This window comes from uncultured Algibacter sp. (assembly GCF_947495925.1).
Classification (GTDB): domain Bacteria; phylum Bacteroidota; class Bacteroidia; order Flavobacteriales; family Flavobacteriaceae; genus Algibacter_E.
Window position 1 is genome coordinate 207,638 of sequence record NZ_CANMAU010000003.1, and the last position, 25,223, is coordinate 232,860.

The 25,223-nt window shown below is 33.1% G+C and carries 23 protein-coding genes; 11 read left to right on the forward strand and 12 right to left on the reverse strand.

The features are described from left to right. Window positions 1-31: 31 nt before the first annotated feature. From Q0857_RS07210 to Q0857_RS07255, 10 genes are all read right to left on the reverse strand, one after another. Window positions 32-772, reverse strand: a complete 741-nt coding sequence (locus Q0857_RS07210; protein ID WP_298533386.1) for a shikimate dehydrogenase — start codon at window positions 770-772, stop codon at window positions 32-34. Beyond that, window positions 769-1,785, reverse strand: coding sequence for a DUF368 domain-containing protein (locus tag Q0857_RS07215; protein ID WP_298533388.1), 1,017 nt, complete (start codon window positions 1,783-1,785; stop codon window positions 769-771). The genes Q0857_RS07210 and Q0857_RS07215 overlap by 4 nt, the downstream gene beginning before the upstream one ends. A gap of 2 nt (window positions 1,786-1,787) precedes the next feature. Continuing rightward, window positions 1,788-2,747, reverse strand: coding sequence for a DUF368 domain-containing protein (locus Q0857_RS07220; RefSeq protein ID WP_298533390.1), 960 nt, complete (start codon window positions 2,745-2,747; stop codon window positions 1,788-1,790). Between the two features lie 51 nt (window positions 2,748-2,798). Next, window positions 2,799-4,187 (reverse strand): tetratricopeptide repeat protein, encoded by a 1,389-nt coding sequence (locus tag Q0857_RS07225; RefSeq protein ID WP_298533392.1) that lies wholly within the window; start codon window positions 4,185-4,187, stop codon window positions 2,799-2,801. A gap of 149 nt (window positions 4,188-4,336) precedes the next feature. Continuing rightward, window positions 4,337-5,518, reverse strand: a complete 1,182-nt coding sequence (locus Q0857_RS07230; protein WP_298533394.1) for an aspartate aminotransferase family protein — start codon at window positions 5,516-5,518, stop codon at window positions 4,337-4,339. A 7-nt stretch (window positions 5,519-5,525) separates the two neighbouring features. Beyond that, entirely contained in the window at window positions 5,526-7,334 is a 1,809-nt protein-coding gene (locus tag Q0857_RS07235) for an OstA-like protein (protein ID WP_298533396.1), read from the reverse strand. A 132-nt stretch (window positions 7,335-7,466) separates the two neighbouring features. Beyond that, window positions 7,467-8,741, reverse strand: a complete 1,275-nt coding sequence (locus tag Q0857_RS07240) for an adenylosuccinate synthase (RefSeq protein ID WP_298533398.1) — start codon at window positions 8,739-8,741, stop codon at window positions 7,467-7,469. A gap of 8 nt (window positions 8,742-8,749) precedes the next feature. Beyond that, window positions 8,750-9,208, reverse strand: coding sequence for a Fur family transcriptional regulator (locus Q0857_RS07245; RefSeq protein WP_298533400.1), 459 nt, complete (start codon window positions 9,206-9,208; stop codon window positions 8,750-8,752). A gap of 26 nt (window positions 9,209-9,234) precedes the next feature. Next, window positions 9,235-11,454, reverse strand: coding sequence for a RelA/SpoT family protein (locus tag Q0857_RS07250; RefSeq protein WP_298533402.1), 2,220 nt, complete (start codon window positions 11,452-11,454; stop codon window positions 9,235-9,237). A 72-nt stretch (window positions 11,455-11,526) separates the two neighbouring features. Then, a complete protein-coding gene (locus Q0857_RS07255; protein ID WP_298533404.1) occupies window positions 11,527-12,099 on the reverse strand; it encodes a non-canonical purine NTP diphosphatase in 573 nt (190 codons plus the stop codon). 160 nt (window positions 12,100-12,259) lie between these two features. Between Q0857_RS07255 and Q0857_RS07260 the strand changes: the two genes are divergently transcribed. After that, on the forward strand, window positions 12,260-12,559 hold the full coding sequence (locus Q0857_RS07260) for an HPF/RaiA family ribosome-associated protein (protein WP_298533406.1): 300 nt from the start codon (window positions 12,260-12,262) through the stop codon (window positions 12,557-12,559). Here Q0857_RS07260 and rlmH read toward each other — a convergent pair. Next, the gene (rlmH, locus tag Q0857_RS07265) at window positions 12,556-13,029 is read right to left on the reverse strand and encodes a 23S rRNA (pseudouridine(1915)-N(3))-methyltransferase RlmH (RefSeq protein ID WP_298533408.1); all 474 of its coding nucleotides are present in this window, start codon (window positions 13,027-13,029) and stop codon (window positions 12,556-12,558) included. The genes Q0857_RS07260 and rlmH overlap by 4 nt on opposite strands. Window positions 13,030-13,157: 128 nt before the next feature. Between rlmH and nadC the strand changes: the two genes are divergently transcribed. From nadC to priA, 4 genes are all read left to right on the forward strand, one after another. Beyond that, the gene (gene nadC / locus Q0857_RS07270) at window positions 13,158-14,018 is read left to right on the forward strand and encodes a carboxylating nicotinate-nucleotide diphosphorylase (protein ID WP_298533409.1); all 861 of its coding nucleotides are present in this window, start codon (window positions 13,158-13,160) and stop codon (window positions 14,016-14,018) included. An 84-nt stretch (window positions 14,019-14,102) separates the two neighbouring features. Continuing rightward, complete coding sequence (locus Q0857_RS07275) at window positions 14,103-15,050, forward strand: YihY/virulence factor BrkB family protein (protein WP_298533410.1); 948 nt, start codon at window positions 14,103-14,105, stop codon at window positions 15,048-15,050. After that, window positions 15,047-15,475, forward strand: a complete 429-nt coding sequence (locus Q0857_RS07280; protein WP_298533411.1) for a DUF2147 domain-containing protein — start codon at window positions 15,047-15,049, stop codon at window positions 15,473-15,475. Before Q0857_RS07275 ends, Q0857_RS07280 begins: the two co-directional genes overlap by 4 nt. A 33-nt stretch (window positions 15,476-15,508) precedes the next feature. Continuing rightward, window positions 15,509-17,959 (forward strand): primosomal protein N', encoded by a 2,451-nt coding sequence (priA, locus tag Q0857_RS07285; protein WP_298533412.1) that lies wholly within the window; start codon window positions 15,509-15,511, stop codon window positions 17,957-17,959. A 13-nt stretch (window positions 17,960-17,972) separates the two neighbouring features. Here the strand turns inward: priA and Q0857_RS07290 are convergent, their stop codons facing one another. Then, window positions 17,973-18,668, reverse strand: coding sequence for a LytTR family DNA-binding domain-containing protein (locus tag Q0857_RS07290; protein WP_298533413.1), 696 nt, complete (start codon window positions 18,666-18,668; stop codon window positions 17,973-17,975). 209 nt (window positions 18,669-18,877) lie between these two features. Between Q0857_RS07290 and rpsF the strand changes: the two genes are divergently transcribed. The 6 genes from rpsF to hisS all read left to right on the forward strand — a co-directional run bounded on the left by rpsF (window position 18,878) and on the right by hisS (window position 25,173). Next, entirely contained in the window at window positions 18,878-19,216 is a 339-nt protein-coding gene (rpsF, locus tag Q0857_RS07295) for a 30S ribosomal protein S6 (protein WP_298533414.1), read from the forward strand. Continuing rightward, window positions 19,216-19,515: a 30S ribosomal protein S18 gene (gene rpsR, locus Q0857_RS07300; RefSeq protein ID WP_298534099.1), complete on the forward strand. Its 300-nt coding sequence runs from the start codon at window positions 19,216-19,218 to the stop codon at window positions 19,513-19,515. The genes rpsF and rpsR overlap by 1 nt, the downstream gene beginning before the upstream one ends. A gap of 13 nt (window positions 19,516-19,528) precedes the next feature. Continuing rightward, a complete protein-coding gene (gene rplI / locus Q0857_RS07305; protein WP_298533415.1) occupies window positions 19,529-19,975 on the forward strand; it encodes a 50S ribosomal protein L9 in 447 nt (148 codons plus the stop codon). Between the two features lie 140 nt (window positions 19,976-20,115). Beyond that, the gene (locus Q0857_RS07310; protein ID WP_298533417.1) at window positions 20,116-23,241 is read left to right on the forward strand and encodes a carboxypeptidase regulatory-like domain-containing protein; all 3,126 of its coding nucleotides are present in this window, start codon (window positions 20,116-20,118) and stop codon (window positions 23,239-23,241) included. Between the two features lie 63 nt (window positions 23,242-23,304). Then, on the forward strand, window positions 23,305-23,775 hold the full coding sequence (locus Q0857_RS07315) for a DUF6495 family protein (RefSeq protein WP_298533419.1): 471 nt from the start codon (window positions 23,305-23,307) through the stop codon (window positions 23,773-23,775). A gap of 15 nt (window positions 23,776-23,790) precedes the next feature. After that, on the forward strand, window positions 23,791-25,173 hold the full coding sequence (hisS, locus tag Q0857_RS07320) for a histidine--tRNA ligase (protein ID WP_298533420.1): 1,383 nt from the start codon (window positions 23,791-23,793) through the stop codon (window positions 25,171-25,173). Window positions 25,174-25,223 lie beyond the last annotated feature (50 nt).

Genomic DNA, 25,223 nt, shown 5'->3' on the forward strand with positions numbered 1-25,223 from the left:
ATTAATGGAATTAACTTTTAAAAAAGAAGTTTTATTCTAATCCCCAAATAGACCATGCTTTTTCGGCCTGTAGTTTTAACATTTTCAGACCGTTAATGGTCACAGCACCTTTTTCACGTCCCCGTTTTAAGAATTTAGTTTCTTCAGGATTGTATATTAAATCGAATAAGATATGACTTTTGTTTATAGACTGATAAGGAATAATAGGAGAGTTGTCTATATTTGGAAAAGTGCCAAGAGGTGTACAGTTAACAATGATTTGATGGTTTTTTACATCGTTTTCAGTTAAGGTATCATAAGAAAACTGAATGCCATCTGAAAGCTTTCTAGAGACATAGGCATATGAAATCCCCATTTCTTTTAAGGTATAGGCAATAGCTTTACTAGCTCCACCCGTTCCTAAAATTAGAGCTTTTTCATGCTCTTTTTTGACGTATGGTTCAATAGATTTTTTAAAACCATAACAATCGGTATTGTAGCCAACAAGTTTACCTTTTTTTGTAATTTTAATAGTGTTTACCGCCCCAATGACTTTCGCCTTTTTATTTATTTTATCTAAGAAAGGTATCACCTCTTGTTTATAAGGAATGGTGACATTTAAACCTTTTAAGTTTTTGGTGTCTTTTATTATTGAAGGAAATAGCTCGATGCTGTTAATATCAAAGTTTTCATAAGATGTGTTTTCAATTTTTTCATTTTGAAACTTCTCCTTGAAATATGATCTTGAAAATGAATATGATATGTTTTTACCTAATAGACCTAATTTGTTCATTTAATTTTTCTTGTTTTTTGTCCGTACCATATAAGAGCAAGTACAATGGCTATTCCAAAAAAAACATAACCAATAGCGATATAGGTTTCATTCGTTAATTCAGGAATATAGCGTTGATAGTTTTCAATTATTTTCTCACCTCTAGAATCCAAAAGCAGGCTGCCGTTTTCATTTAGTTTATATATGGTATTTTTCCAAGGCCACACAACACCTAAAGATCCTACAATAAATCCAATAATAGCAGAAAGCGTGATGCTCTTGTAAAACTTTAAAATATAACTTAAAAGATGGGAGAGGCTAACTAAACCTGCTAAAGAACCAAGGGTAAAAACGGCTAAAATTTTTAAAGTGTCTATTCTTTCTGTATTATGCACGAAGCTAAAATCTAGCATAAAAATATCCTTAAATGTGTCATACAGTGCATTTACCGAATCGACCAGAAGTAGGACATAATTCCCTAATAGAATAAGAATGAAAGATCCCGAAAACCCCGGTAGTGTCATTCCAGAAACACTTATCATTCCACAGAAAAAAACAAACCATAAGTTGTCATTTTCTTTTGCTGGGTTTAGAAAGCTTATGCTAACTCCTAATAAAATACCTATGGCTAGAGAGAGGTAAGTTTTGTAATTCCAGTCGTCAAATTCTCGATATATATAATATATCGAACCAATGATCATTCCGAAGAACACACTCCAAACAAAAAGTTCGTATTGTTTAATTAGAAAATCAAGTACTTTTGAAACGCTAAAATAGCTGATTACCGTACCCGAGAACAACAGCACTAAAAACCGACCATTTATATAGTAATAAAAGCTTTTAAAGCGACCATTTATTAATAAGGCAAAAGCTTTTTTATTTACCTTTTTTAGGGAGTAAATAAACTCTTCATAAAACCCAGCTACAAAAGCCACGACACCACCAGATACCCCAGGAACTTTATTAGCAGCTCCCATGGCAAGTCCTTTAAGGACCAGAAAAAATTTATCTTGAAACGTTCGTGTACCTTGCATTCTTATTTTTTCGAGCCTAACCTTTCTAGAATAAAAATAGTCAAAAAACCTAAGACCATTAAAACTAAAGCAAGTACCAGCTGATTATCCCCTTCAAAAGAAAACGGAGAAATACTTTTTTCTAAAAACGGCACTTTTTCATCATGAGAATTAACGCGCCATGTTAAGGTTTGTTTCCAAGGCCAAATCTTGTTTAAAGACCCTACCATGAATCCTGTTAAAATGGCTAAGGTTAGATTCTTTTTATTTTGGAACATCCAATTTAGTAATTTGGAAAACACTTTTAAACCCACCATGGCTCCAATTGCTAGTAATAGAAAGTTGATAAAGGCATTTTTAAATACATCAAAGTCACCTTTTAACAGCCCTTCAACCAGATTGTTAATGGTGTCTATAGCGACTTGATACGCTCCCAAAATAAGTAATATAAATGCTCCCGAAACACCAGGTAAAATCATTGCTATAATAGCAATAAAACCACAGAAAAGAAGGTATAAGGAGCTGTCTGGTGATGAAAAAGGTTCTGCCAAAGTTATCCAGTACGATAATAAAGTGGTTAAAATAATAGCAATAAACGTAACCGCATTCCAACTTTTAATTTGTTTTGCAATAAAAATAATACTGGACAGTACCAGACCAAAGAAGAAAGACCATAGCAAAACAGGTTCATTAGTAAGTAGCCATTTAATCAATTTTGCTAAGGATAGAATGCTTATTGCAATACCTGAAAACAAGGCTAAAAGAAAATTTCCATTTATGGAGCCCCATGCTGTTTTAAACCCCAATTTTTTCCAAGTTTGAATAACCCTAAAATTAAGGTTATCTATGCTTTGTATCAGTTCTTCATAAATACCAGAAATAAAAGCAATTGTCCCCCCTGAAACCCCAGGAATTACATCTGCAGCCCCCATGGCTAAACCCTTAAAAGTAATAACTAAATAGTCTTTTAAACTTCTTTGCATAGTTGATTTTTTGACGAAAATCAAAGGTATGCATTTTAATTAAACGGAAAGTTAAAGATTTGCCTTTAGTAGATTTTTAACTAGTACTTTATTAGATACTTTTGGAAATAGTTCTTCAATAATAAAGGCGTATTCTAGATTGTGTTTTATACCGTTTTTTAAGTAAAATGTGCCTTTATCTGTTTCGCTTAAATGGAAGTATAATCCGGCCAGACGATATTCTATTTCTGCATTTTCAGGATAAAATTCAATAGCCTGTTCAAAGTTATACACAGCTGCTTCTGGTTCTCCTAGTTTAATTAATAAATCACCTCTAGATAGCCAAGTGTTTAACTCGTAATTGCCTAATTCTAAAGTTTTTTTGTAACCTCTTTCGGCTTCTTCAAAGTGTTTTAATCTTTGATTTATTTGGGAATAAAGTTTCCAATAAATCACATTTTCGGAATCAATATTTATCGCTTTATTGATATAATATAGTGCTTTTTTATAATCCCCTTTTTTATTGTGAAATCTTGTTATGGCAATCCAGCCTTTATCCAAAAGTGGATCTTCATGAACCGTTCTATCATAATATTGAAGCGCTAAATCGTCATTGTTTAATTTTTCATAACAACTGCCAATTCTTAAAAGCGCGTATGATGTAGGATCATCTAGTTTTAAAGTAATGGTGTAATTTTCAATAGCATCTTCATAACGTTTAAGTTCTTCCAATGTTTTTCCACGCTCAAGATATGCACCTACAAAAGTATCATCTGAAATGATTGCAAAATCATAAGAGGTCAATGCTTTTTTGTAATCTTTTAAAATAAAATACTGTTTTCCTAATTGGTGCCATGCGACTTCACAATAAGGGTTCTTGTCTAGGAAAATATTTAGATACGATATGGCATCTTCATTTTGACTTAAAAACTCGAAGCAATATATAACGTTATATAGTGCAGAATAGTCATCCAAATCCGTTTCAAGGCATTTCATGAAATAAATTTTCGCTTCTTCAAAATTGTCTAGAAAAAGATATTCCATTCCTATTAAAGAATACAAATCAACCACATCATTAGTAAGTTGAACCGCCTGTTTTAGAACCTCAATGGCCTGTTGATGGTTGTCTTTTTTCGAAAAAATATTTGCTTTTTGGATGAAGATTTCCTCATTCATAGGGTCTAAACTATGCAATTCATTAAGGAGATTATCTGCTTTATCAAGTTTATCTTCAAAAATTAAAATTTCTATTTGAAAGAGTTTTAAATTAATAGAAGTTGGGTGTTGACTTAAACCTAATTTAATAGCTTTTTTTGCTAATGCTATTTTTCCTTGGTTAAGATAATGGTGAATGATGTTTTCAAATTCTTCAGAATCAAAGAACAAAACATGATTTGTTTTTAACATTGATTCAAACTTGGTAAGCGGCAAATTTTTGTTGTCATCATGACTAAACTCCATAAGCACATTTGTAAGGTTCTACTTGAATAAATTTAAGATTCTATTTGATTGAGTGGGGTGGTTTGATTAAATGTTTTTAACAAAGTAATCAACAAGTGTGCCTTTGTTTAAGTTTGGTGTCTGAATATCAGTTTGTTAAAACAGATATGCTATTCGTCGATGTTATTTAAAACATCTATAATAATGTTGCAACCTGCTTTAATTTCATTCTCAGAGATGTTCAAAGGCGGAGTTATTCTTACAGCGGAAGGTTCAAAGAGTAGCCAAAATAAAATAAGTCCATGATCTTGAGCATTTAGTATTAAAGATGTTGCAATAGCATCTGTTGGTGTTATTAAAGCAAGCATTAGGCCTTTGCCTCGAATTTCATTAATTAGCGGATGAACTAGTAAGGATCGTATTAGTTTTTCCTTTTCTAAAGCTTGTTGCATTAAATTGGACGTGGTTATCTCTTTTAATGTCGCAAGGGCAGAAGCGGCTATTACGGGGTGCCCACCAAAAGTAGTGATGTGACCAAGTTTAGGATTGTCCTGCAATAAACTCATTAAGTTGCTCGAAGCTGTAAAGGCTCCAATGGGCATGCCTCCACCTAAACCTTTCCCTGTTACCACGATATCAGGAACGCAGTTATAATTTTCAAAACCAAATAATTTACCTGTTCTTCCAATACCTGGTTGAATTTCATCTAAAATTAACAATGCTCCAACTTTATCACATTGTGCCTTTACTTTTGTTAGATAATTGTTTTTTGGTTCTATAAAACCGGCACCACCTTGAATGGTTTCTAAAATAACACAAGCTGTTTTATTGGTTATTTTGTTTAAGTCTGGTTCTGAATTAAACGCGATAAATTTAACATCTGGTAAAAGTGGTCTAAAAGCTTGTTTACGTTCTTCATATCCCATAACACTAAGAGAGCCCATAGTGTTTCCATGATATGCCTTATGCGCTGCTATAATTTCACTTCTGCCAGTGGCTCGTTTTGCTAATTTTAAGGCACCTTCAATAGCTTCGGTTCCAGAATTGGTTAAATATGTTTTTTCTAATGGTTCTGGAAGGTTTTTAGCTAATAGTTTAGTAAGTTTTACAGCAGGTTTCTGAATGTATTCACCATAAACCATAACATGCATATATTTATCCAGTTGTGCTTTTATGGCCGATACAACTCCGGGATGATTATGCCCTAATGGACATGCGGAAACACCAGCTACAAAATCTAAAAAAGGTTTATTGTTGGTGTCATATATATAAGACCCTTTAGCATGAGATATTTCCATAGCCAAAGGGTGATGTGTTGTTTGTGCTTGATATTTAAAAAAGTCTGAACTCATTTATGGTTTATTTCCTTTGTGGAGGACTTGCTTTAGTTAGTTTGCTAGGTTGAGTCAATGAGTCCTGTCGTATTTTTACTCTTTCGGGGATATTTCGGGCAGCTTTTGAAACTTCGTCTTTCTGTAATGTTGTTTTTGTTTTAGCTTCTTCAACGCGTTCCATCATGCCTTCATCAAAAAAATCCTCTTGCGGAATATAAGCATCTAAACCTTTTATTACAGGCAATTCAAAGGGCTCATCATCTTTAAATAAATCTTCAACACTTCTTGGTCTTTCACTATCGCGCCAATCGAACCCTTTTAATAATAATTCTTTTTTTGGGTATCTTGATTCTGGATAAAGACTGCCATCAACTTGGTTAAACCGAGAATAAGACTCAATAGCTCCCTCTGCAAATAATATAGAAATGCTTCCGGATTTTGCTTTGTCGATACCAATGAGTTCTTGCTCATCATTACGGGCATAGAATATAGACTGTGCGTTTTTAGTGATATCTACTTGATTCAATTCGCTCTTATCATTGAATAAGCCTACAAGTCGTTTACCATTTATTTGATTATAACCATTCTCACTAATGGAGTCTTTACTTATTATAAAAGCATTTTCGAAAACCACTAACGAATCTATTTTTTCAGTTTCATTATTTGAAAATAAGTGAATGGTATCACCAGTCATTTGATTTTCAATATTCCACATAATAGGTTTACGATTTACACTAAATTTGTCTCCTGTGGTAAATTCAGATATATTGATAAGCTTTGTTAATCCAGTTTTTTGATTAGAAATTATGGAATCTGCTTTTCCACTTAAATCGGATTTATAAATTTTAGCCTTGTAGTAGGCATTGATCATTCTATTTTCAGGTTCGCCTGTTACCATGATTTTATCCGCATGCATGTAAATAGAATCATTCTCTTGAATGGTAATGGCTAAGGCGCGTTTAGTGATAAAAAGGGAATCTTTTTCTTTATATACTTCGGCATAATGCCCTCTAATGATACTCTTATTTATGGTGTCTGTAACCGTAATATTGTTAGTTGCAGAAGCAAAGCTTCTATTGTTATCAAAATATAAACTATCTCCTTCAATCTCCCTATTATCATAATCTATTTTGGCGTTCTTTAAGGCGTACCCTGTTTTATTTTCGGTATCGTAAAAGCCTTTTTCGCAGTAGGTTTTACTAGTCTCTGTGGTTATTGTAGACGGACCAAATAGGTAGGCATGACCTGTATCAGAATAAAAATCAAAATAATCAGAATTGATAGTAGATTCTTTGTTGACCAAAACCACATCATTAACAAATTGATATTTTTTAGCATTCATATAGTATCTACCTATGGTACTTGTAATAGTGCCTGAAGAATCTTTTACAACTGTTCCTCCGCTTTGATAAAAGGCTTGTTGTTTGTTACGATCAAAATATAAGGTATCTGAAGAGATTGTAGAGTTTGGGTCAGTTAAAACTACATCACCGCTAGCAAAGGCTAATTCCGTAATGCCACTATATTCAACATATTTGGCATTCATGTTTATGGTATCCCCTTGTTTGACAATCACATTTCCGTAGGCCTCAATGAAATTTTCTTGAGCATAATGAAATGCTTTATCGCACCACATATTAGCACCTCCATGTTTTATATGAACTTGTTGCTTGTCATCTCTTGTTAATACTTTAGCGTCAGGGAAGTTTTTCTGGTCTATAGTAAGTTTTCCAGCATATTCTATTTCAATTTTCTTTTTAGCTTGCGCCTGAATTGTAAAGATTGAAAGTGTACTTGAAAAAAATATAAGAAGTAAAACTTGAAGTCTATTCACAATATAAAAAGTTTGTCGCAAAAATAACGATAATAATGGTGTTTAATTATCCGTTAGATTTTTTTTATGATTTATCGAGAAACAAAAAAACGCTTCAAAATAATTTGAAGCGTTTTATATATTATAAAACAGTTATTTTCTGAAAATGGTTTGTTTTCTATCCGGTCCAACTGAAACAATGGTAATAGGAATTTCTAATTCTTTTTCTAAAAATGCGATATAGTCATTTAAGGCTTTTGGCATTTGAGAAGCGTCAGACATTTCAGTTAAATCTTCATTCCATCCGCTAAAATCAGTATAAATAGGCTCTATATTTTCAGGCTCTATATTATATGGTAAATGAGAAATAACGTCACCTTTATATTTGTATTCTGTGCAAACTTTTAATGTTTTAAAACCAGAAAGCACATCGCCTTTCATCATCATTAATTGTGTAACACCATTAACTTGACATGCATATTTTAACGCTACTAAATCTAACCAGCCACAACGTCTTGGTCTACCTGTAGTCGCTCCAAACTCATTACCTACTTTAGCCATGGTAGCGCCATCTTCATCAAACAGCTCTGTAGGGAATGGACCAGAACCTACACGCGTTGTGTACGCCTTGAAGATACCAAACACCTCACCAATTTGATTTGGCGCAACGCCTAAACCAGTACATGCACCAGCAGCTGTGGTATTACTAGAAGTTACAAATGGATATGTTCCAAAATCAATATCTAATAATGAACCTTGAGCACCTTCAGCAAGAATGGTTTGTCCAGATTTTTGCGCTTGATAAATATATTCTTCAGAATCGATAAATTTTAAAGATTTTAAAACTTCAACAGCTTTGAAAAATTCGGTTTCCAATTCGGCTAAATCATATTCAATATCTACATTATAATAAGCAATCATAGATTCGTGCTTATCAGCTAACGCTCTGTATCGCTTTTTCCAATCGCTTAACTCTAAGTCTCCTACACGAATACCATTTCTACCAGTTTTATCCATGTAAGTGGGACCAATACCTTTTAAAGTAGATCCTATTTTAGCTTTACCTTTTGAAGCTTCACTTGCAGCATCTAAAAGACGATGCGTAGGTAATATAATATGTGCTTTGCGAGAAATAAGTAATGATTTTCTATAATCAACATCTTGCTCTTCAAGTTTATCAAGTTCTCCTTTAAAAATAACCGGATCTATTACAACACCATTTCCTACTAAATTGGTAGCATCATCATGAAATATTCCTGAAGGAATAGTATGTAATACATGTTTTCTGCCGTTAAATACTAAGGTATGTCCTGCATTTGGTCCGCCTTGAAAACGTGCAATAATATTATAGTTTGATGTTAATACGTCAACAATTTTCCCTTTGCCTTCGTCTCCCCATTGTAATCCTAGTAGTAAATCTACTGCCATTGTAAAAATTAGTTATTTGTTGTTGATTTTCTATTTCCGTAAAAATAGAGCGAGTGGTTATTTATTTCGATATCGAAAATTTCTTCGATGGTCTTTTTAATAGATTGAATTCTAGGGTCACAAAATTCAATAACTTCCCCAGTATCTGTAAGTATTACGTGATCATGTTGTCTGTCAAAATAAGACTTCTCATAATGCGCTTGATTTTGGCCAAATTGATGTTTTCTTACTAAACCACATTCAAGAAGTAATTCTATGGTATTGTATAGTGTTGCGCGAGATACACGATATTTTTTATTCTTCATATTTAGATATAGAGATTCTATATCAAAATGTTCATTACTGTTATAAATTTCTTGAAGTATAGCATAGCGCTCAGGCGTTTTTCGGTGCCCGTTACTTTCTAAAAAGCTAGTAAATACGCTTTTAACGATCTCTTGATTTTTCGAGTCTGATTTTGAATTCATAATTGCGTGGCAAATTTACACTTTTTTTACACTCTAGTAACCTTATCTATACCATTAATTTTTTTAAGTCTATCTAGTAACTTTTTTATTATGGTATTGTTCTTAACCACCACGCTCATTTTTCCAGAAAACAAACCGTCATTACTCTCAAAACTGATGCTTTTCATATTAACATGCATATTTTCAGAAACAATAGTTGTTATTTCATTTACTAAGCCAATATGGTCAATTCCTGTAAGGATTATTTTAACAGAAAATTCACGTTGCGAAGAATCCACCCACTTAGCAGTCATGATTCTGTAGGCGTAGTTCGATTGTAGGCTTAAGGCATTCGGACAGTTTTTTTTGTGAACTTTTATTCCCTCAGAAACCGTTAAAAATCCAAACACACTATCTCCTGGAATCGGATTACAGCAGTTTGCTATTTTGTAATCTAGCTTCTCTTCATCTTTACCAAAAACCAAAGAATCATAGTGTGAAGTAACCTCGTTTTTGTCAAGTTGTTCCTTAGGGACAGTTGGCTTTCTATTAATTTTATTTTTAATAAAACTCATTAAAGCGTTACTTCTTGATGAAGCATACGTTTTAAGCTTGGTATTATCAATAAAGCCTATACCTACTCGATAAAATAAATCTAAACTTGTTTTAAGTTTAAAATGGGTTACTAGCTCATTAACAGTTTCTTCGTTAAGTGGTATTTTGAGCTGCTTAAGCTTTCGACGTAAAATTTCTTTACCTTCTTCACCAATTAATTTCCTGTCTTCCTTTAAAGCAGATTTTATTTTACTTCTAGCTCTAGCTGTAGTTGCATATTCCAACCAGTTTGGGTTTGGTTTTGCGCTTTCAGAGGTTAATATTTCTACTTGATCTCCTGTTTGTAATTCATGACTAAGGGGTACCAGTTTGCCATTAACTTTAGCACCACGTGTTTTCATACCAACTTCAGTATGAATATTAAAAGCAAAATCTAAAGATGTCGCACCTTTTGGTAAAGACTTTAAATCTCCCTTAGGTGTAAATACATAAATTTCTTGCGAATAGAGGTTGAGCTTAAATTGCTCAACGAAGTCTACGGCATTAGATTCTGAACTCTCAAGAGCTTCTTGAAGTTTATTAATCCAGTTTTCTAAACTATCTTCTTTCTCAGCATCTTGTTTGTATTTATAATGAGCGGCATAACCTTTTTCGGCAATTTCGTTCATGCGTTCACTTCGTACTTGTACTTCAACCCATCTCCCTTTTGGACCCATAACCGTAATGTGTAGTGCTTCATAACCTGTAGTTTTGGGAGAAGTTATCCAGTCTCTAAGCCTCAATGGGTTTGGTCTGAAATGATCAGTAACTATGGAATAGATTTTCCATGCTAGAAACTTTTCCTCAGAAACCTCACTTTTATAAATAATTCTAATGGCAAATTTGTCGTACACTTCATCAAAAGAAACCCCCTGATTAAGCATTTTTTTTCTAATAGAGAAAATAGATTTCGGACGTCCTTTAATGGTGTATTCAAAATGTTCTTTATTTAGGGCATTTTTTACAACATCGCTAAACTGTTTAATATATAGGTCCTGTTCTTCTTTGCTTTCCTGTATTTTGTTTAAAATATCTTTATAAACATCAGGTTCAGTATATTTTAAACTTAAATCTTCAAGTTGGGTTTTAATTGTATATAAGCCAATTCGATGAGCTAAAGGTGCGTAAATATAAAGGGTTTCAGAGGCTATTTTATCCTGTTTATCGGGACGCATCGCATCCATAGTTTGCATATTGTGCAATCTATCGGCAATTTTTATAATAATTACTCGTACATCATCATTTAGAGTTAAGAGCATTTTACGGAAGTTCTCAGCTTGTAGCGAGGCATCCATATCTTTCTCTTTACTAAGGGAAGATATTTTAGTTAGGCCATCAACAATGGTAGCAATTGTTTTTCCAAATTCTTTTTCAATATCCTCTATTTTGTAATTGGGACTGTCTTCAACAACATCATGTAATAGTGCTGCGGCTATTGATGTGGCATCCAACCCGATTTCTTGAGCGACAATTTTTGCCACAGCAATGGGGTGGAAGATATAAGCTTCGCCAGATTTTCTTCGCTGATCTTTATGGCCGTCTAATGCTACTTCAAAAGCACGTCTTATGAGTTGCTTATCTTCTTTTGAAAGCGTTGTATAACTTACCTTAAGTAGTTCTTTGTAAGCTTTTGCAATCGTTGCATTTTCTTTTTCTATATCTTCTGCAGTCATAGATTAAAAATAACATAAAGAATATTAACCACCAACTTGAATATTATCTTTTTGTTAGTATAATTTTGACCCTTATGAGTTTAAAAAAGATACTAATTTGGCAACAGCTTTTCCACGATGGCCTATCTTATTTTTAAGTTCTAATTTCATTTGAGCAAAGGTGGTGTTATAGCCATTAGGCATAAAAATAGGGTCGTAGCCAAAACCTTTCTTTCCATATTTTGTATTAGTGATTTTACCTTTGCAGATTCCAGTAAAGGTTTTAAGCTCACCATTTAGATGCAATGCGATAACTGTTTTAAACTGTGCCTCTTTATTGTTTGTGTTTTTTAATTCTGCTAGAACTTTATTCATGTTATCCTCAGAATTTCTCTGTTCGCCGGCGTATCTCGCAGAGTATACTCCAGGAGCATTATTTAAAGCACTAACTTCAAGGCCAGTGTCATCTGCAAAACAATCAAAGTCATATTTTGATTTTATATATTCTGCTTTTTGAATAGCGTTACCTTTTATGGTGTCTTGGGTTTCAGGGATATCTTCAAAACAATGGATGTCTTTTAAACTTAAAAGTTTAATATGATTAGGAATTAAAGCTTGGACTTCCTTGAGTTTATTCAGGTTATTTGTTGCGAAAACGATTTGCATAAAACGTATTAAATTTTGTCAAAAATAATGCATATTAAATGAATTAACAGGATTTGAATGAAATGAAAATTTTATAATCTTTTTATGATTTTTGTTCATTTATGTTGAGTAAAAATCTTGTATCTTTCCATAGAATAATTAATATATAAAGAGAACGAATATGACAGTAAACATTCAGTACGTAGGCGTAGATGTAAGTGCAACCCTTTCATCTTTTACAAAGGAGAAATTGGAAAAATTATTTAATAGATATGAGTTTTTAATAAGTGCAGCGGTACATTTTAAACAAGATGAGAAAGATTATAAAGAAGGGAAAATTTGTAATATAGAATTGAGTTTGCCCGGGCCAAGAATTTTTGCTACGTCTAACGAACGTAATTTTGAAGTTTCGGTAAGAGAAACGATTAGCGATTTAGACCGTCAGCTTAAAAAAAGAAAGCAAGTTTATAAAACGCATTAACGATGATGATAAGGCTCGTTTTTTAATATGGTGAAGCCTCTATAAAGTTGTTCAATAAAAAATAAACGAATCATTTGATGGGAAAATGTCATTTTTGATAATGATATTTTCCCATTTGCTTTTTTATAAATGTCTTCCGAAAATCCATAAGGACCTCCAATTGCAAAAACTAATTGTTTAATACCAGAGTTCATATGCTTCTGCAAGTAAGATGAAAACAAAATAGAGTCCAATTGTTTTCCGTTTTCATCTAACAGTACTAAAATGTCTGTAGGTTTAAGCTTGTTTAAAATAAGTTCGCCTTCTTTTTGTTTTTGTTGAGCCTCACTTAAATTTTTACTGTTTTTAATATCGGGAATAACATCAAACGAAAATTTTATATAGAAGCTAAGTCGCTTAATATAAGTATCTATTAATGCGGTAAGTTGTTTATTGTCAGTTTTGCCAATGGCAATAAGTCGTATAGTCATAAAAGCAAAATTATCATTTAGTATTTATGAATAATGCATTTAAATAATAAAAAAAATAAAAATTTCGTAAATGTAAAATTTAATTTAGTAAATCAATTTCTTATTTTTGCAGCAAACCAGAAAAAAATATGATTACACAAGAGCAGTTTGATTCAGAGGTAAAATCTATAATTGCTAATGCTATCCGAGAAGATGTAGGAGATGGAGATCATAGTTCATTAGCTTGTATTCCTGAAAATGCTAGAGGTAAGGCAAAATTATTAGTAAAAGATAAAGGCATTATTGGTGGTGTTAATTTTGCTAAAAAAGTATTTGCCTACGTGGATAAAAATCTAAAATTAGATGTCCGAATTGAAGATGGTACAGAAGTTACATATGGAGATATTGTTATGTACGTTGAAGGGCCATCACAATCTATACTAAAAGCGGAGCGAACAGTATTGAACGCTATGCAACGTATGAGTGCCATTGCAACGAAAACAAGAACGTTTGTTGACTTAATAGAAGGGACTAAAACAAGAATTTTAGATACTAGAAAAACGACTCCAGGTATTCGTGTTTTGGAAAAGTGGGCTGTAAAAATTGGTGGAGGCGAAAATCATAGATTTGCGCTTTACGATATGATTATGCTTAAAGATAATCATATCGATTTTGCAGGAGGTATTACTAAAGCTATTGAAATGACTAAGCAATATTTACGCGAAACAGGTAAAGATTTGCAAATTATGGTTGAAGCTAGGGACTTGATAGAGGTTGAGGAAATTTTAAATAACGAAGGTGTTTACAGAATTCTATTAGATAATTTTGATTACGAAGATACAAGGAAGGCAGTTAAATTAATAGGAGATAAGTGTTTAACAGAATCTTCAGGAAATATCAACGAAACTACAATAAGACATTATGCAGAATGTGGTGTAAATTACATATCCTGCGGAGCCTTAACACACTCGGTTCATAATATGGATTTGAGTTTAAAAGCTATGAAATAAAATTTCTATCGGATTATTTCTAGAAACAGATATATACTTTTTTAATTTTAATAACTTTGTTTTGGTTCCTCAAAGCATTTATTAATGACCAAACTTGTTGAAGATAAACTTGATAAACTCCCGGTTATTAATATTCTGGTGCGTTTATTAAAGAGATTAAAATTACCTGGTCTTGAGGGTTTGTCTTTTTATGATTTATTGGAACTTTATATTACTGGAATTGTAAAAGGAGCGCTCACTACACGAGCTAGTGCCATTGCGTTTAGTTTTTTTACAGCTATTTTCCCTTTTCTATTATTTGTTCTAATTATTATTCCGTACATACCAATTGATGGTTTTAAGGTAGAATTTTTGGTGTTTTTGGAGTCTTTTTTACCGCCAAGCACATCAGATTTCTTTTTTGCAAATATTTTTGAAAATATTGATAATTCGCAACGTGGTGGATTATTATCATCTGTATTTTTACTGTCTATTCTGCTAATGGCTAATGGAGTAAGTGCTATTTTTTCTGGTTTTGAAAACTCCTATCATGAGCAAATAACTAGAAGTGTCTTTAAACAATATTTATATGCCTTAAGTATTGCTTTAATATTGGCTTTTTTATTAATAATTACTATTGCGGTACTCGGGTATTTTCAAATTTACGTTGTACAAGGTATATTGAAGGCTATAGAGAACACGGGGTATGATATAGAATCCAATGGTTTATTTTGGACAAATGCCGTGAAGTATATCTTTTTTGTAATTATGGTATATCTGGCAACTGCAACACTATACTATTTTGGGACTAAAGAAGGTAGATATTCAAAATTTTTCTCAATAGGTGCGTTGTTTACTACATTATTAATCATTCTTACATCTTATTTATTCGGGGTGTATATCGAGAATTTTAGTCAATATAATAAGTTGTATGGTTCTATTGGCGCACTGTTAATTTTATTATTGTATTTATGGCTTAATTCAAATATTTTGTTACTTGGGTATGAGTTAAACGCCTCTTTAAATAACTTGAAAAAACAAAGAATAAAATGAGAAGAAGTAGCTTTTTTGTAGTACTAATAGCCTTTCCAGTTTTAGTTTTTAGTCAAGATGTTTTTGGAAAATGGAAAACAGTTGATGATGAAACAGGAGAGGAAAAGTCTGTAGTTGAAATTTATGAGGAAAACGGGAAAGTTTTTGGTAGAATAGTTGAAATATTAAACCCGGATCGTAAAAATGCTTTGTGTAATAGGTGTGAGGGTTCCGATAAAAATAAACCTATTTCGGGTATGATTATTTTGAAGAACATGAAGAAAGGTGATGAGTATTACGAAGGGGGAACTATATTCGATCCAAGTAAAGGGAAGAAATATAAGTGTAAGTTATGGCTTAATGAAAGCGATACAAATATCTTGAATGTTAGAGGGTATATTGCTTTTTTGTTTGCTACTCAACATTGGAAGCGCGTAGTAGACTAATTGAATAAACAGCAATTTTTAAACCATTTTTGTTTGAAGCAATTCATTGATGTAATAATACCCATCCCTTTGCAGAAGCTGTTTACTTATGGTATTACTTTGGCTGAGGCTGAGTTTTTAGAGGTGGGCATGCGGGTTTCAGTTCCATTCGGAAAATCAAAAATATATACAGGTATAGTCTACAGAATTCATAGTAATGCGCCTACGGCATATGAAGCAAAAGATATTCAGCAAATTTTAGATGATAAACCTGTAGTTAATGGTATACAGTTAAAACTTTGGAATTGGATTTCTGGTTATTATATGTGCACTATGGGAGATGTGATGCGTGCGGCTTTGCCAAGTGCATTTATTTTAGAAAGCGAAACGGTAATAACAAAGATCGACGGAATTATTGATGAGTCCCTTTTAAAGGATGATGAGTTTTTAATTTATGAAGCATTGCACCATCAATCGTCTTTAAAAATTCATGATGTTTCTAATATATTGGATAAAAAAAATGTGCTTCCAATTATTAAAAGCCTAATTGAAAAAGAAGCTATTAGTGTAGAAGAGGAGGTTTACGAAAAGTACAAACCAAAACTGGTTAGGTATGTCAAGTTAGATACAAACTTTTCATCTGAAAAAGCGCTACATGGTCTATTAGATGAATTGAGTAGAGCTCCAAAACAGCGAGATGTTGTTTTAACCTTATTTTCAATTTCTGCTAAAACTAAAAAACCGGTTAAGGTTTCAGATGTATTACAAGAGAGCGGAGTATCTAATTCCATAATAAAAGCATTAGTTAACAAGGGGGTTCTTCAAGAATATCATATTCAAACAGATCGGGTGCAATATTCGGGGGAAGAAACAGTGTCGAGTAATAACTTAAACCAGTATCAAGAAACAGCTCTAGAAGAAATTAAAAATACTTTTGAAAAGCAAAGAGTCACGTTATTGCATGGTGTAACATCCTCTGGAAAAACAGAAGTATATGTTAAGTTAATTGAAGATATTTTATTAGAAGGGAAACAGGTGTTATATCTGTTGCCCGAAATAGCATTAACTGCTCAGTTAATCACTAGATTACAAAATTATTTTGGTGAACAAGTAGCTATTTTTCATTCTAAGTACTCTTTGCATGAGCGAGTCGAAGTTTGGAATAATGTATTAAATAATTCCGCGAAAGCTCAAATAGTAATAGGCGCACGTTCCTCCATATTTTTACCATTTAGTAATTTGGGTCTAATTATTGTTGATGAGGAGCATGAACAGTCATTCAAGCAATTTGATCCTGCCCCAAGATATCATGCCAGAGATACCGCCGTGGTATTATCTCATTTACAACAAGCCAAAACCTTGTTAGGATCAGCTACGCCTAGTTTGGAAAGTTATTTTAATGCAAGGCAAAACAAATATGGATTTGTTGAGTTAATGCATCGGTATAATAATGTCATGATGCCGGATGTGGAGCTGGTAGACATTAAAGATAAGCTGAAAAAGAAACGCATGAAAGGACATTTTAGCGATAGGCTTATAGAAGAAATGACTGAAACATTAAATGAAGGGCATCAAATAATTTTATTTCAAAACAGGCGTGGGTTTTCTCCAATTGTAGAATGTGTTACCTGCGGACATGCTCCTCAGTGTCCTAATTGCGATGTGAGTTTGACCTATCATCAATATCGAAATCAGTTACGATGTCACTATTGTGGCTATAATACTGCCATGCATAAAACTTGCGAGGCTTGTGGTAGCCCAGAAATAAACAGTAAAGGTTTTGGAACCGAGCAAATAGAGGAGGAGGTTAAATTACTCTTTCCAGATTACAAGGTAGCTAGAATGGATTTAGATACAACGCGGGGTAAATATGGTTATGAAAAAATTATTACGGCATTAGAGCAACAAGAGATTGATATTTTGGTTGGAACGCAAATGCTTACCAAAGGTTTAGATTTTAGAAATGTTAAGTTGGTTGGTATTATGAATGCTGATAATATGTTGAATTTTCCGGATTTTAGGGCTCATGAACGTAGTTTTCAACTTATGTTGCAAGTGTCTGGCAGGGCAGGGCGTACCGAAGAACGAGGCAAAGTATTAATTCAGACATATAACCCACATCATAATATATTACAGCAGGTATCAGCTAACAATTATATTGATATGTATAATGAGCAAATGGATGATAGATATAATTTTAAATATCCTCCAGTTTATAAACAAGTAAAAATCACTTTAAAACATAAAGATTATAATAGGGTTGAAACTGCTTCGATTTGGTATGCTAAGTCTTTAAGGCAGGTATTTGGTGATTTTGTTTTAGGTCCAGAAGCTCCGCCAATTGCTAGAATAAGAAACCAATTTCATAAAAATATTTTGGTAAAAATTCCTAAAAAGCAATCATTAGCAAAAACAAAAGAAGCTATTATTAAAATAAATAATAGCTTCCAGAGTATAAAAGATTTTCGGTCGGTTAAAGTAATTTTAAATGTCGATAACTTTTAATTTAGTTGGTTGGTTAAATATTATTTAAAGCATCAACAAGCTGGGTTTTTTTATTCCTACTTAAAGGAATTTCATAAGCGCCCACTTCAACATTTTTACTGTTAAATCTATCAATCTTATCTAGATTAACAATATAAGATTTATGAATTCTTAAAAACTTACCTTCAGGTAATTCCGCTTCAAAAGATTTCATAGTAGATAAAACTACTAAGCTATTTTCTTCAGTAACTAATTTTACATAATCACCTAAAGCTTCAATCCACTTAATGTCCTTAATATATACTTTACGTTTTTTAAGGTTACTTTTTACAAAAATATGTTCACCATCTTCTTCTTTAAAGTCTTGAGTCAATCTATGTTGCTCTAAAGCTTTATCTACAGAAGTGTTAAAACGCTCTCTTGTAATGGGTTTGTGTAAATAATCGGTAGCATCATAATTAAATGTTTTAAAAGCATATTCAGTTTTACCGGTTACAAAAATAATTTGGGGTTTGTTGTTTAATACGTCTAAAAGTTCAAATCCATTTAGCACTGGCATTTCAATGTCTAAAAAGATTAAATCAACTTGATGCGTATTCAAACCATTTTTAGTCTCTAAAGCACTACTATACTCCGCAATTAAGTTGAGAGAGGGGTGATTCTCTACTAACTTAACTATAGAGAGACGTTGTATTGCTGAATCGTCTACTACTACACAGTTTAAAGTCATAACATTTATATTATTTCGGTTAAGATATCGACAATAGTACAAAAAATTCGGCTAAAAACCAAAAATCATCGGTAAAGTGCTGTTTTTAACATAATTTTAACATTTTTTATTGAATGTAAAAAGCTATGTAAATAAGAAGAAAGAATATTGTGTAATCTATAGAAATTATTTATTTTTGCAGCCAATTTTTAACAATAAAAACGATTTTTATGAATCATTATGAAACTGTTTTCATCTTAAATCCCGTTTTATCTGAAGATCAGATAAAGGAAACAGTAAAGAAATACGAAGATTTTCTTGTTTCTAACGGCGCTAAGATGGTATCAAAAGAAGATTGGGGGCTAAAAAAATTGGCATACCCAATTCAAAACAAGAAAAGTGGATTTTATCACTTATTTGAGTACCAGGTAGCTGGAGAGGTAATAAACCCTTTAGAGGTTGAGTTTAGACGTGACGAGCGTTTTATGCGTTATTTAACGGTAGCTTTAGATAAGCATGCTGTTTCATGGGCAGAGAGAAGAAGAGATAAACTTAAACAAAAAGCTTAATTATGTCATCAATAGAACAACAATCAAAAGGAAAAAAAGACGGCGAAATTAGATATTTAACGCCTCTTAATATTGATACAAACAAGACAAAGAAATATTGTATGTTTCAAAAAACTGGAATCAAGTATGTTGATTACAAAGATCCAGATTTTTTAATGCGATTTATTAACGAACAAGGTAAAATTTTACCACGTCGTTTAACAGGAACATCATTAAAGTATCAAAGAAAAGTGGCTATTGCTGTAAAAAGAGCGCGTCATTTAGCATTGATGCCATATGTAGGCGATTTATTAAAATAAAATACACATAACAATGGAACTTATATTAAAACAAGACGTTGAAAATTTAGGATTTAAAGACGATGTTGTAACAGTTAAGAACGGTTATGGTAGAAATTTTTTAATTCCTCAAGGACAAGCTATTTTAGCTACTGTATCTGCAAAGAAAGTTTTAGCAGAGAACTTAAAGCAAAGAGCTTTTAAAGAAAAGAAAATAGTTGACGATGCTAATAAAATTGCTGAGGCAATTAAAGCATTGGAAGTCAAAATACCAGCTAAAGTTGGTACTGGAGATAAATTGTTTGGATCTGTAAACAATATTGATCTTGCAGCTGCTTTAGAAAAAGAAGGACAAGCAATTGACAAAAAATTCATTACAGTAACAACAGTAAAGCGTTTAGGTAAATATACTGCTGTAGTGCGTTTGCACCGCGAAGTATCTGTAGATCTTGAATTTGAAGTTGTTGCACAAGCAAGCTAGTTAATTAACAAATAGTTAATAAAAGCTTTAAATAAAGTTAAGCCACTCTGTTGAGTGGCTTTTTTTTGTGCTATTTTTGTTAGTATATGTGTTATGCTTGCATAGTATGTATTAGGACTAACTCAAATAATTTATTCAAAATGAAAAAAACAAACCTTGCTATTTTCTTTTTATTTTTTGGATTTATGGCTTTTTCACAAGTCACTACTTCAAACATTAAAGGGTTAATTTTAGATGAGACATCAGCACCTTTACCTGGGGCCAATGTCCTTGCCATTCATACACCAACAGGGACAAAGTATGGAGCTGCTACAAATTTTGACGGTCGTTACAATTTATTAAACCTTAGGGTAGGAGGACCTTACACGATTACGATTAGTTTTGTAGGTTACAAAGAACAAACCCTTAACGACGTTTACTTAAGTTTGGGTAATACCGAAAACATTAATGTGGTTATGGCAGAAGATAGCGAACAACTAGAGACTGTAGTAATACAAGGAACAGGTGGCACAGGGACGTTTAATAGTGATAGAACAGGAGCTGAAACAAGTGTAGGCAGACGCGAACTAACTAGGTTGCCTACTATTTCTAGATCCGCTTCAGATTTCACAAGGCTTGAGCCTACAGCCAACGGAAATTCTTTTGGAGGTAGAAATGATCAGTTCAACAACTTTTCGCTAGATGGCGCCATTTTTAATAACCCTTTTGGCTTAGATGCCGCAACACCAGGCGGACAAACAGACTCACAGCCAGTTTCTTTAGACGCGATTGAGCAAATACAGGTTTCGCTTGCTCCCTATGATGTTACCCAATCTGGATTTACAGGGGCATCAGTTAATGCTGTAACTAAAAGTGGAACAAATGAGTTTCATGGAACGGTTTATGGATTTTATAGAGACGAATCTATGACTGGTAAAAAAATTAAGGGAGAAGAGGTAACTAGGCCAGATTTAAACCAATCACAATACGGTTTTGCCATTGGCGGACCTATTGTTAAGAATAAATTATTTTTCTTCGCAAATTTTGAAAAAGATGAGCGTGATGATTTAGGAACTAATGGCTGGGTACCAGATAGAGGTACCGGCGCAATAAATGAGTCTAGAGTAACAGCAGAAGATTTAATGGCTGTTCAAAGCGCTCTGTCAACTTTAGGTTATAATACTGGTGCTTATGAAGGCTTTACATATGCATCAAATTCTACAAAGGGCATATTTAAATTAGATTGGAATATTAATGATAATAATAGATTAGCTATAATTTATAACTTTCTTGAGGCTTCTAAAGAAAAACCGGCGCACCCTACAGCACTTGGTTTTAGAGGACCAAATGCCGCTACATTACAATTTCAAAACACAGGGTATGAAATCAATAATAATATTCAGTCTATTCAATTAGAATTGAATTCTACAATCTCAGAGGTGTCTTCTAATAAATTGCAAGTAGGGTATACGCACTTTGATGATTTTAGGAGACCATTATCAGTTCCTGCACCGACTATTACCGTTCAAGAGGATGGGTCAAATTATATCATTGCCGGTCATGAGCCTTTTTCTATTCATAACAAATTAGATCAAAAGGTATTTCAATTTACTGATAATTTAAACTTTTATCAAGGAGATCATACTATTACGGTTGGAATGTCTTTCGAGAAGTTCGAATTTGATAATTCTTTTAATTTAGGAGTATATGGGGCTAGAGGTGTCTTTTTTCCTTCATATGGCAGTGTAGCAGATTTATTGGCTGATGCAGGACCGGGAGGTGGGTTGGAAGCTATGCTAAACGATGCAACAGCCGCACACAATTCACTTGAATCTAACGGTGTTGGAAACCCTGGTGGATGGGCACTTGCAGAAACTAATGTTGGGCAATTAGCTTTCTATTTTCAAGATGAATGGAACGTTTCAGAAAGATTTAAATTAACGGCAGGGTTGCGTTTTGATAAACCCCTTTTCTTTGATACTGCTCAAAAAGCACAAGAAGTTATAGATAGAGCATGTTGTTATGTACCAGATATTCCATATGTAAACCCAAATACTGGAGAAACTGTTTTTCTAGACAATACGCAGATGCCAAATAACGATTGGTTGGTATCGCCTAGAGTTGGTTTTAACTATGATGTAAGAGGAGATAAAACCTTTCAACTTCGTGGAGGGACAGGATTATTTACCGGACGATTTCCTTTCGTATGGTTAGGAAACCAGGTAGCAAATCCAGAGGTGTTTTTCTACCAAGCTGTCGATCCAGATTATAAATTTCCGCAAGTTTGGAGAACAAACATAGGTACGGACTATAAGTTTGAAAACGGAATTATATTAACAGGAGATGTTTCATATACTAAAGATATTAATGGAGCACATGTTCAGAATTGGGGTTTACTCCCTCCTTCAGGAACTCTACAAGGTGTGGATAATAGACCAATTTACACTTCTGACGATATTATTAATAATGCCTATGTGTTTACAAATTCAGATAAAGGAAGAATTTGGAATGCATCGGTTAAAGGTCAAAAAACTTTTAGCAATGGCCTGTATACCATGTTGGCTTATAGTTACTTAAATTCTCAGGATGTAAACTCTATTGAAGCCGAAATTACTGGAGATGCTTTTGCATTTAATCCGGCTTTAGGGAATGTAAACAATGATGTTTTGGCATTTTCTAAATACGGAGATACACATCGTTTTATTGGTGTGGTTAGTAAAAAATGGAACTATGGTAATGATAAATGGTCTACCACAGTATCTACGTTTTTTGAATATAGCCAAGGAGGTAGATTTAATTATACTTATGGCGGAGATATAAATGGGGATGGTTCTGGCTTGAATGATCTAATCTATATTCCAACCTCTAGCGATATTGGTCAAATGCAGTTTGCTACACCTAACGATGGGCCAGCTTTAGAGCGTTATATACAGCAGGATGATTATTTAAATGGAAGAAGAGGACAATATGCAGAGCGTTATGCTGCTTTAGCACCATGGAGGAGCAGATGGGATGTTAAAGTTTTACAAGATTTTAGATTGAAGGTTTCAGAGAATAAAACAAATACGATTCAATTTAGTCTAGATATTTTAAATTTTGGAAACCTGTTAAATTCAAATTGGGGTGTTATTCAACAACCAAATAATGTCCAACCAATTGGTGTTAGTGTTGATGATTCTGGTGTACCAACATATTCTTTTAATCAAAATCAAACGACTACTTTCGGTTTTGATTCAAGTTTGGCTTCCAGATGGCAGGCTCAAGCGGGTTTACGTTACATTTTCTAATAAAATACCATATATATTCTTAAATTTGCGCTCCTATTTAGGGGCGTAAATTTTTTATATTAAATGAAATACTCAAGACTTACAAAAGAACAATTTGAAGAACTTCATCAGGAGTTTATTAATTTTTTGGCTACACAATCTATTACACATGAGGAATGGACTAACCTAAAACTTAATAAACCAGAACTTGCTGAAACCGAATTGGATGTTTTTAGTGATTTAATTTGGGAAGGTGTATTAAACAAAGCTGAATATTTGGAGCATTTTTCTCCGCAGCATATGTATTTGTTCAAATTAGGTGAAGATAAAATGCATGCTATTGTTGTAAACGTTAAAAATGAAGCAATAGACATTACAACAACAGAAGGGTATAATTGGTTACGTGAAAATTTAATGGATGAGAATGTTGAGTTTTTACAGGCAGATAAAGACTATTCTGAAGATAAAAACCTTGATAAATTTAATATGATTGAACAAGGAGCGTCCATAACGAAAGGTGATTTGTATAGATATTTTGATAAGTTGATAAACTAGATTTAACAAGAAATAATGGCTCAAAAACCAAGCATTCCAAAAGGAACAAGAGATTTTAACCCAAAACAAGTAGCAAAACGAAACTATATTTTTAATACTATTCGCGGCGCATTTGAAACCTTTGGATTTCAGCCAATTGAAACTCCTAGTTTTGAAAATTCAAGCACTTTAATGGGTAAGTATGGTGATGAAGGAGATCGCTTGATTTTTAAAATATTAAATTCTGGGGATTATTTGGCCAAAGCAAACTTTGAGGCTTATTCTGAAAAGAATTCAACGAAATTGACGGCTTCAATCTCAGAAAAGGCATTGCGATATGATCTAACAGTTCCTTTTGCGCGTTATGTGGTGCAGCACCAAAATGACATTGAATTCCCGTTTAAGCGTTACCAGATACAACCTGTTTGGAGGGCAGATAGACCACAAAAGGGAAGATTTAGGGAGTTTTATCAATGTGATGCAGATGTTGTGGGGTCAAAATCCTTATGGCAAGAAATTGAATTTATTCAATTATATGATAAGGTGTTTTCATCTTTAGAATTGGAAGGGGTAACTATAAAGATTAATAATAGAAAAATACTTTCTGGAATAGCCGAGGTAATAGGAGCTAGTGATAAACTCATTGATTTTACCGTTGCTCTGGATAAACTCGATAAGATTGGAGAAGAGAAGGTTAAAGAAGAGATGCACTCTAAAGGTATTTCAGATGAAGGGATTTCAAAATTACAACCATTATTTACATTATCAGGTTCTTTTGAATCTCAAATCGAAAATTTAAGAAGTATTTTAAGAACATCTGAGGAAGGACAAAAAGGAATTGAAGAATTAGCCTTTATTAATAATGCGATCACAGAGTTGGGTATGTTAACCGCTCAATTACAATTAGATGTAACTTTAGCGAGAGGATTGAATTATTATACAGGAGCTATATTTGAGGTCGCTGCTCCAGCTAATGTTAAAATGGGATCAATTGGAGGCGGAGGTCGCTATGATGATTTGACTGGGATCTTTGGAATGAAAGATGTTAGTGGAGTAGGTATTAGTTTTGGATTGGATCGAATTTATTTGGTTTTAGAAGAGCTGGAATTATTTCCAGAAACAGTTACCAAAAATGTAGAGGTACTTTTTATAAATTTTGGAGATAAAGAGGCTTTATTCAGTTTAAAAGCGATTAAACAGTTAAGGCAGTACGGTTTTAACGCAGAGCTATATCCTGATGCTGCTAAAATGAAGAAGCAGATGAATCATGCTAATAAGCGTTCTATTCCATTTGTGGTTTTGGTTGGAGATGAAGAAATAAAATCGAATAGCTACACTCTAAAGAATATGGTTTCAGGGGAGCAAGCTCGGGTGTCTTTAGACGCATTGGTTTCTTCTATAAGTAAAGCAAGAAATTAAATTTCGTACCGCTTGCACAGTATGAATACTCGAAACTCCATAAATAACTA

Coding starts and splice junctions, on each gene's coding strand:
- Q0857_RS07210 (WP_298533386.1), bottom strand. CDS start 772: ATGAACAAATTAGGTCTATTAGGTAAAAACATATCATATTCATTTTCA.
- Q0857_RS07215 (WP_298533388.1), bottom strand. CDS start 1,785: ATGCAAGGTACACGAACGTTTCAAGATAAATTTTTTCTGGTCCTTAAA.
- Q0857_RS07220 (WP_298533390.1), bottom strand. CDS start 2,747: ATGCAAAGAAGTTTAAAAGACTATTTAGTTATTACTTTTAAGGGTTTA.
- Q0857_RS07225 (WP_298533392.1), bottom strand. CDS start 4,187: ATGGAGTTTAGTCATGATGACAACAAAAATTTGCCGCTTACCAAGTTT.
- Q0857_RS07230 (WP_298533394.1), bottom strand. CDS start 5,518: ATGAGTTCAGACTTTTTTAAATATCAAGCACAAACAACACATCACCCT.
- Q0857_RS07240 (WP_298533398.1), bottom strand. CDS start 8,741: ATGGCAGTAGATTTACTACTAGGATTACAATGGGGAGACGAAGGCAAA.
- Q0857_RS07245 (WP_298533400.1), bottom strand. CDS start 9,208: ATGAATTCAAAATCAGACTCGAAAAATCAAGAGATCGTTAAAAGCGTA.
- Q0857_RS07250 (WP_298533402.1), bottom strand. CDS start 11,454: ATGACTGCAGAAGATATAGAAAAAGAAAATGCAACGATTGCAAAAGCT.
- Q0857_RS07255 (WP_298533404.1), bottom strand. CDS start 12,099: ATGCAAATCGTTTTCGCAACAAATAACCTGAATAAACTCAAGGAAGTC.
- Q0857_RS07260 (WP_298533406.1), top strand. CDS start 12,260: ATGACAGTAAACATTCAGTACGTAGGCGTAGATGTAAGTGCAACCCTT.
- rlmH (WP_298533408.1), bottom strand. CDS start 13,029: ATGACTATACGACTTATTGCCATTGGCAAAACTGACAATAAACAACTT.
- nadC (WP_298533409.1), top strand. CDS start 13,158: ATGATTACACAAGAGCAGTTTGATTCAGAGGTAAAATCTATAATTGCT.
- Q0857_RS07275 (WP_298533410.1), top strand. CDS start 14,103: ATGACCAAACTTGTTGAAGATAAACTTGATAAACTCCCGGTTATTAAT.
- Q0857_RS07280 (WP_298533411.1), top strand. CDS start 15,047: ATGAGAAGAAGTAGCTTTTTTGTAGTACTAATAGCCTTTCCAGTTTTA.
- Q0857_RS07290 (WP_298533413.1), bottom strand. CDS start 18,668: ATGACTTTAAACTGTGTAGTAGTAGACGATTCAGCAATACAACGTCTC.
- rpsF (WP_298533414.1), top strand. CDS start 18,878: ATGAATCATTATGAAACTGTTTTCATCTTAAATCCCGTTTTATCTGAA.
- rplI (WP_298533415.1), top strand. CDS start 19,529: ATGGAACTTATATTAAAACAAGACGTTGAAAATTTAGGATTTAAAGAC.
- Q0857_RS07310 (WP_298533417.1), top strand. CDS start 20,116: ATGAAAAAAACAAACCTTGCTATTTTCTTTTTATTTTTTGGATTTATG.
- Q0857_RS07315 (WP_298533419.1), top strand. CDS start 23,305: ATGAAATACTCAAGACTTACAAAAGAACAATTTGAAGAACTTCATCAG.
- hisS (WP_298533420.1), top strand. CDS start 23,791: ATGGCTCAAAAACCAAGCATTCCAAAAGGAACAAGAGATTTTAACCCA.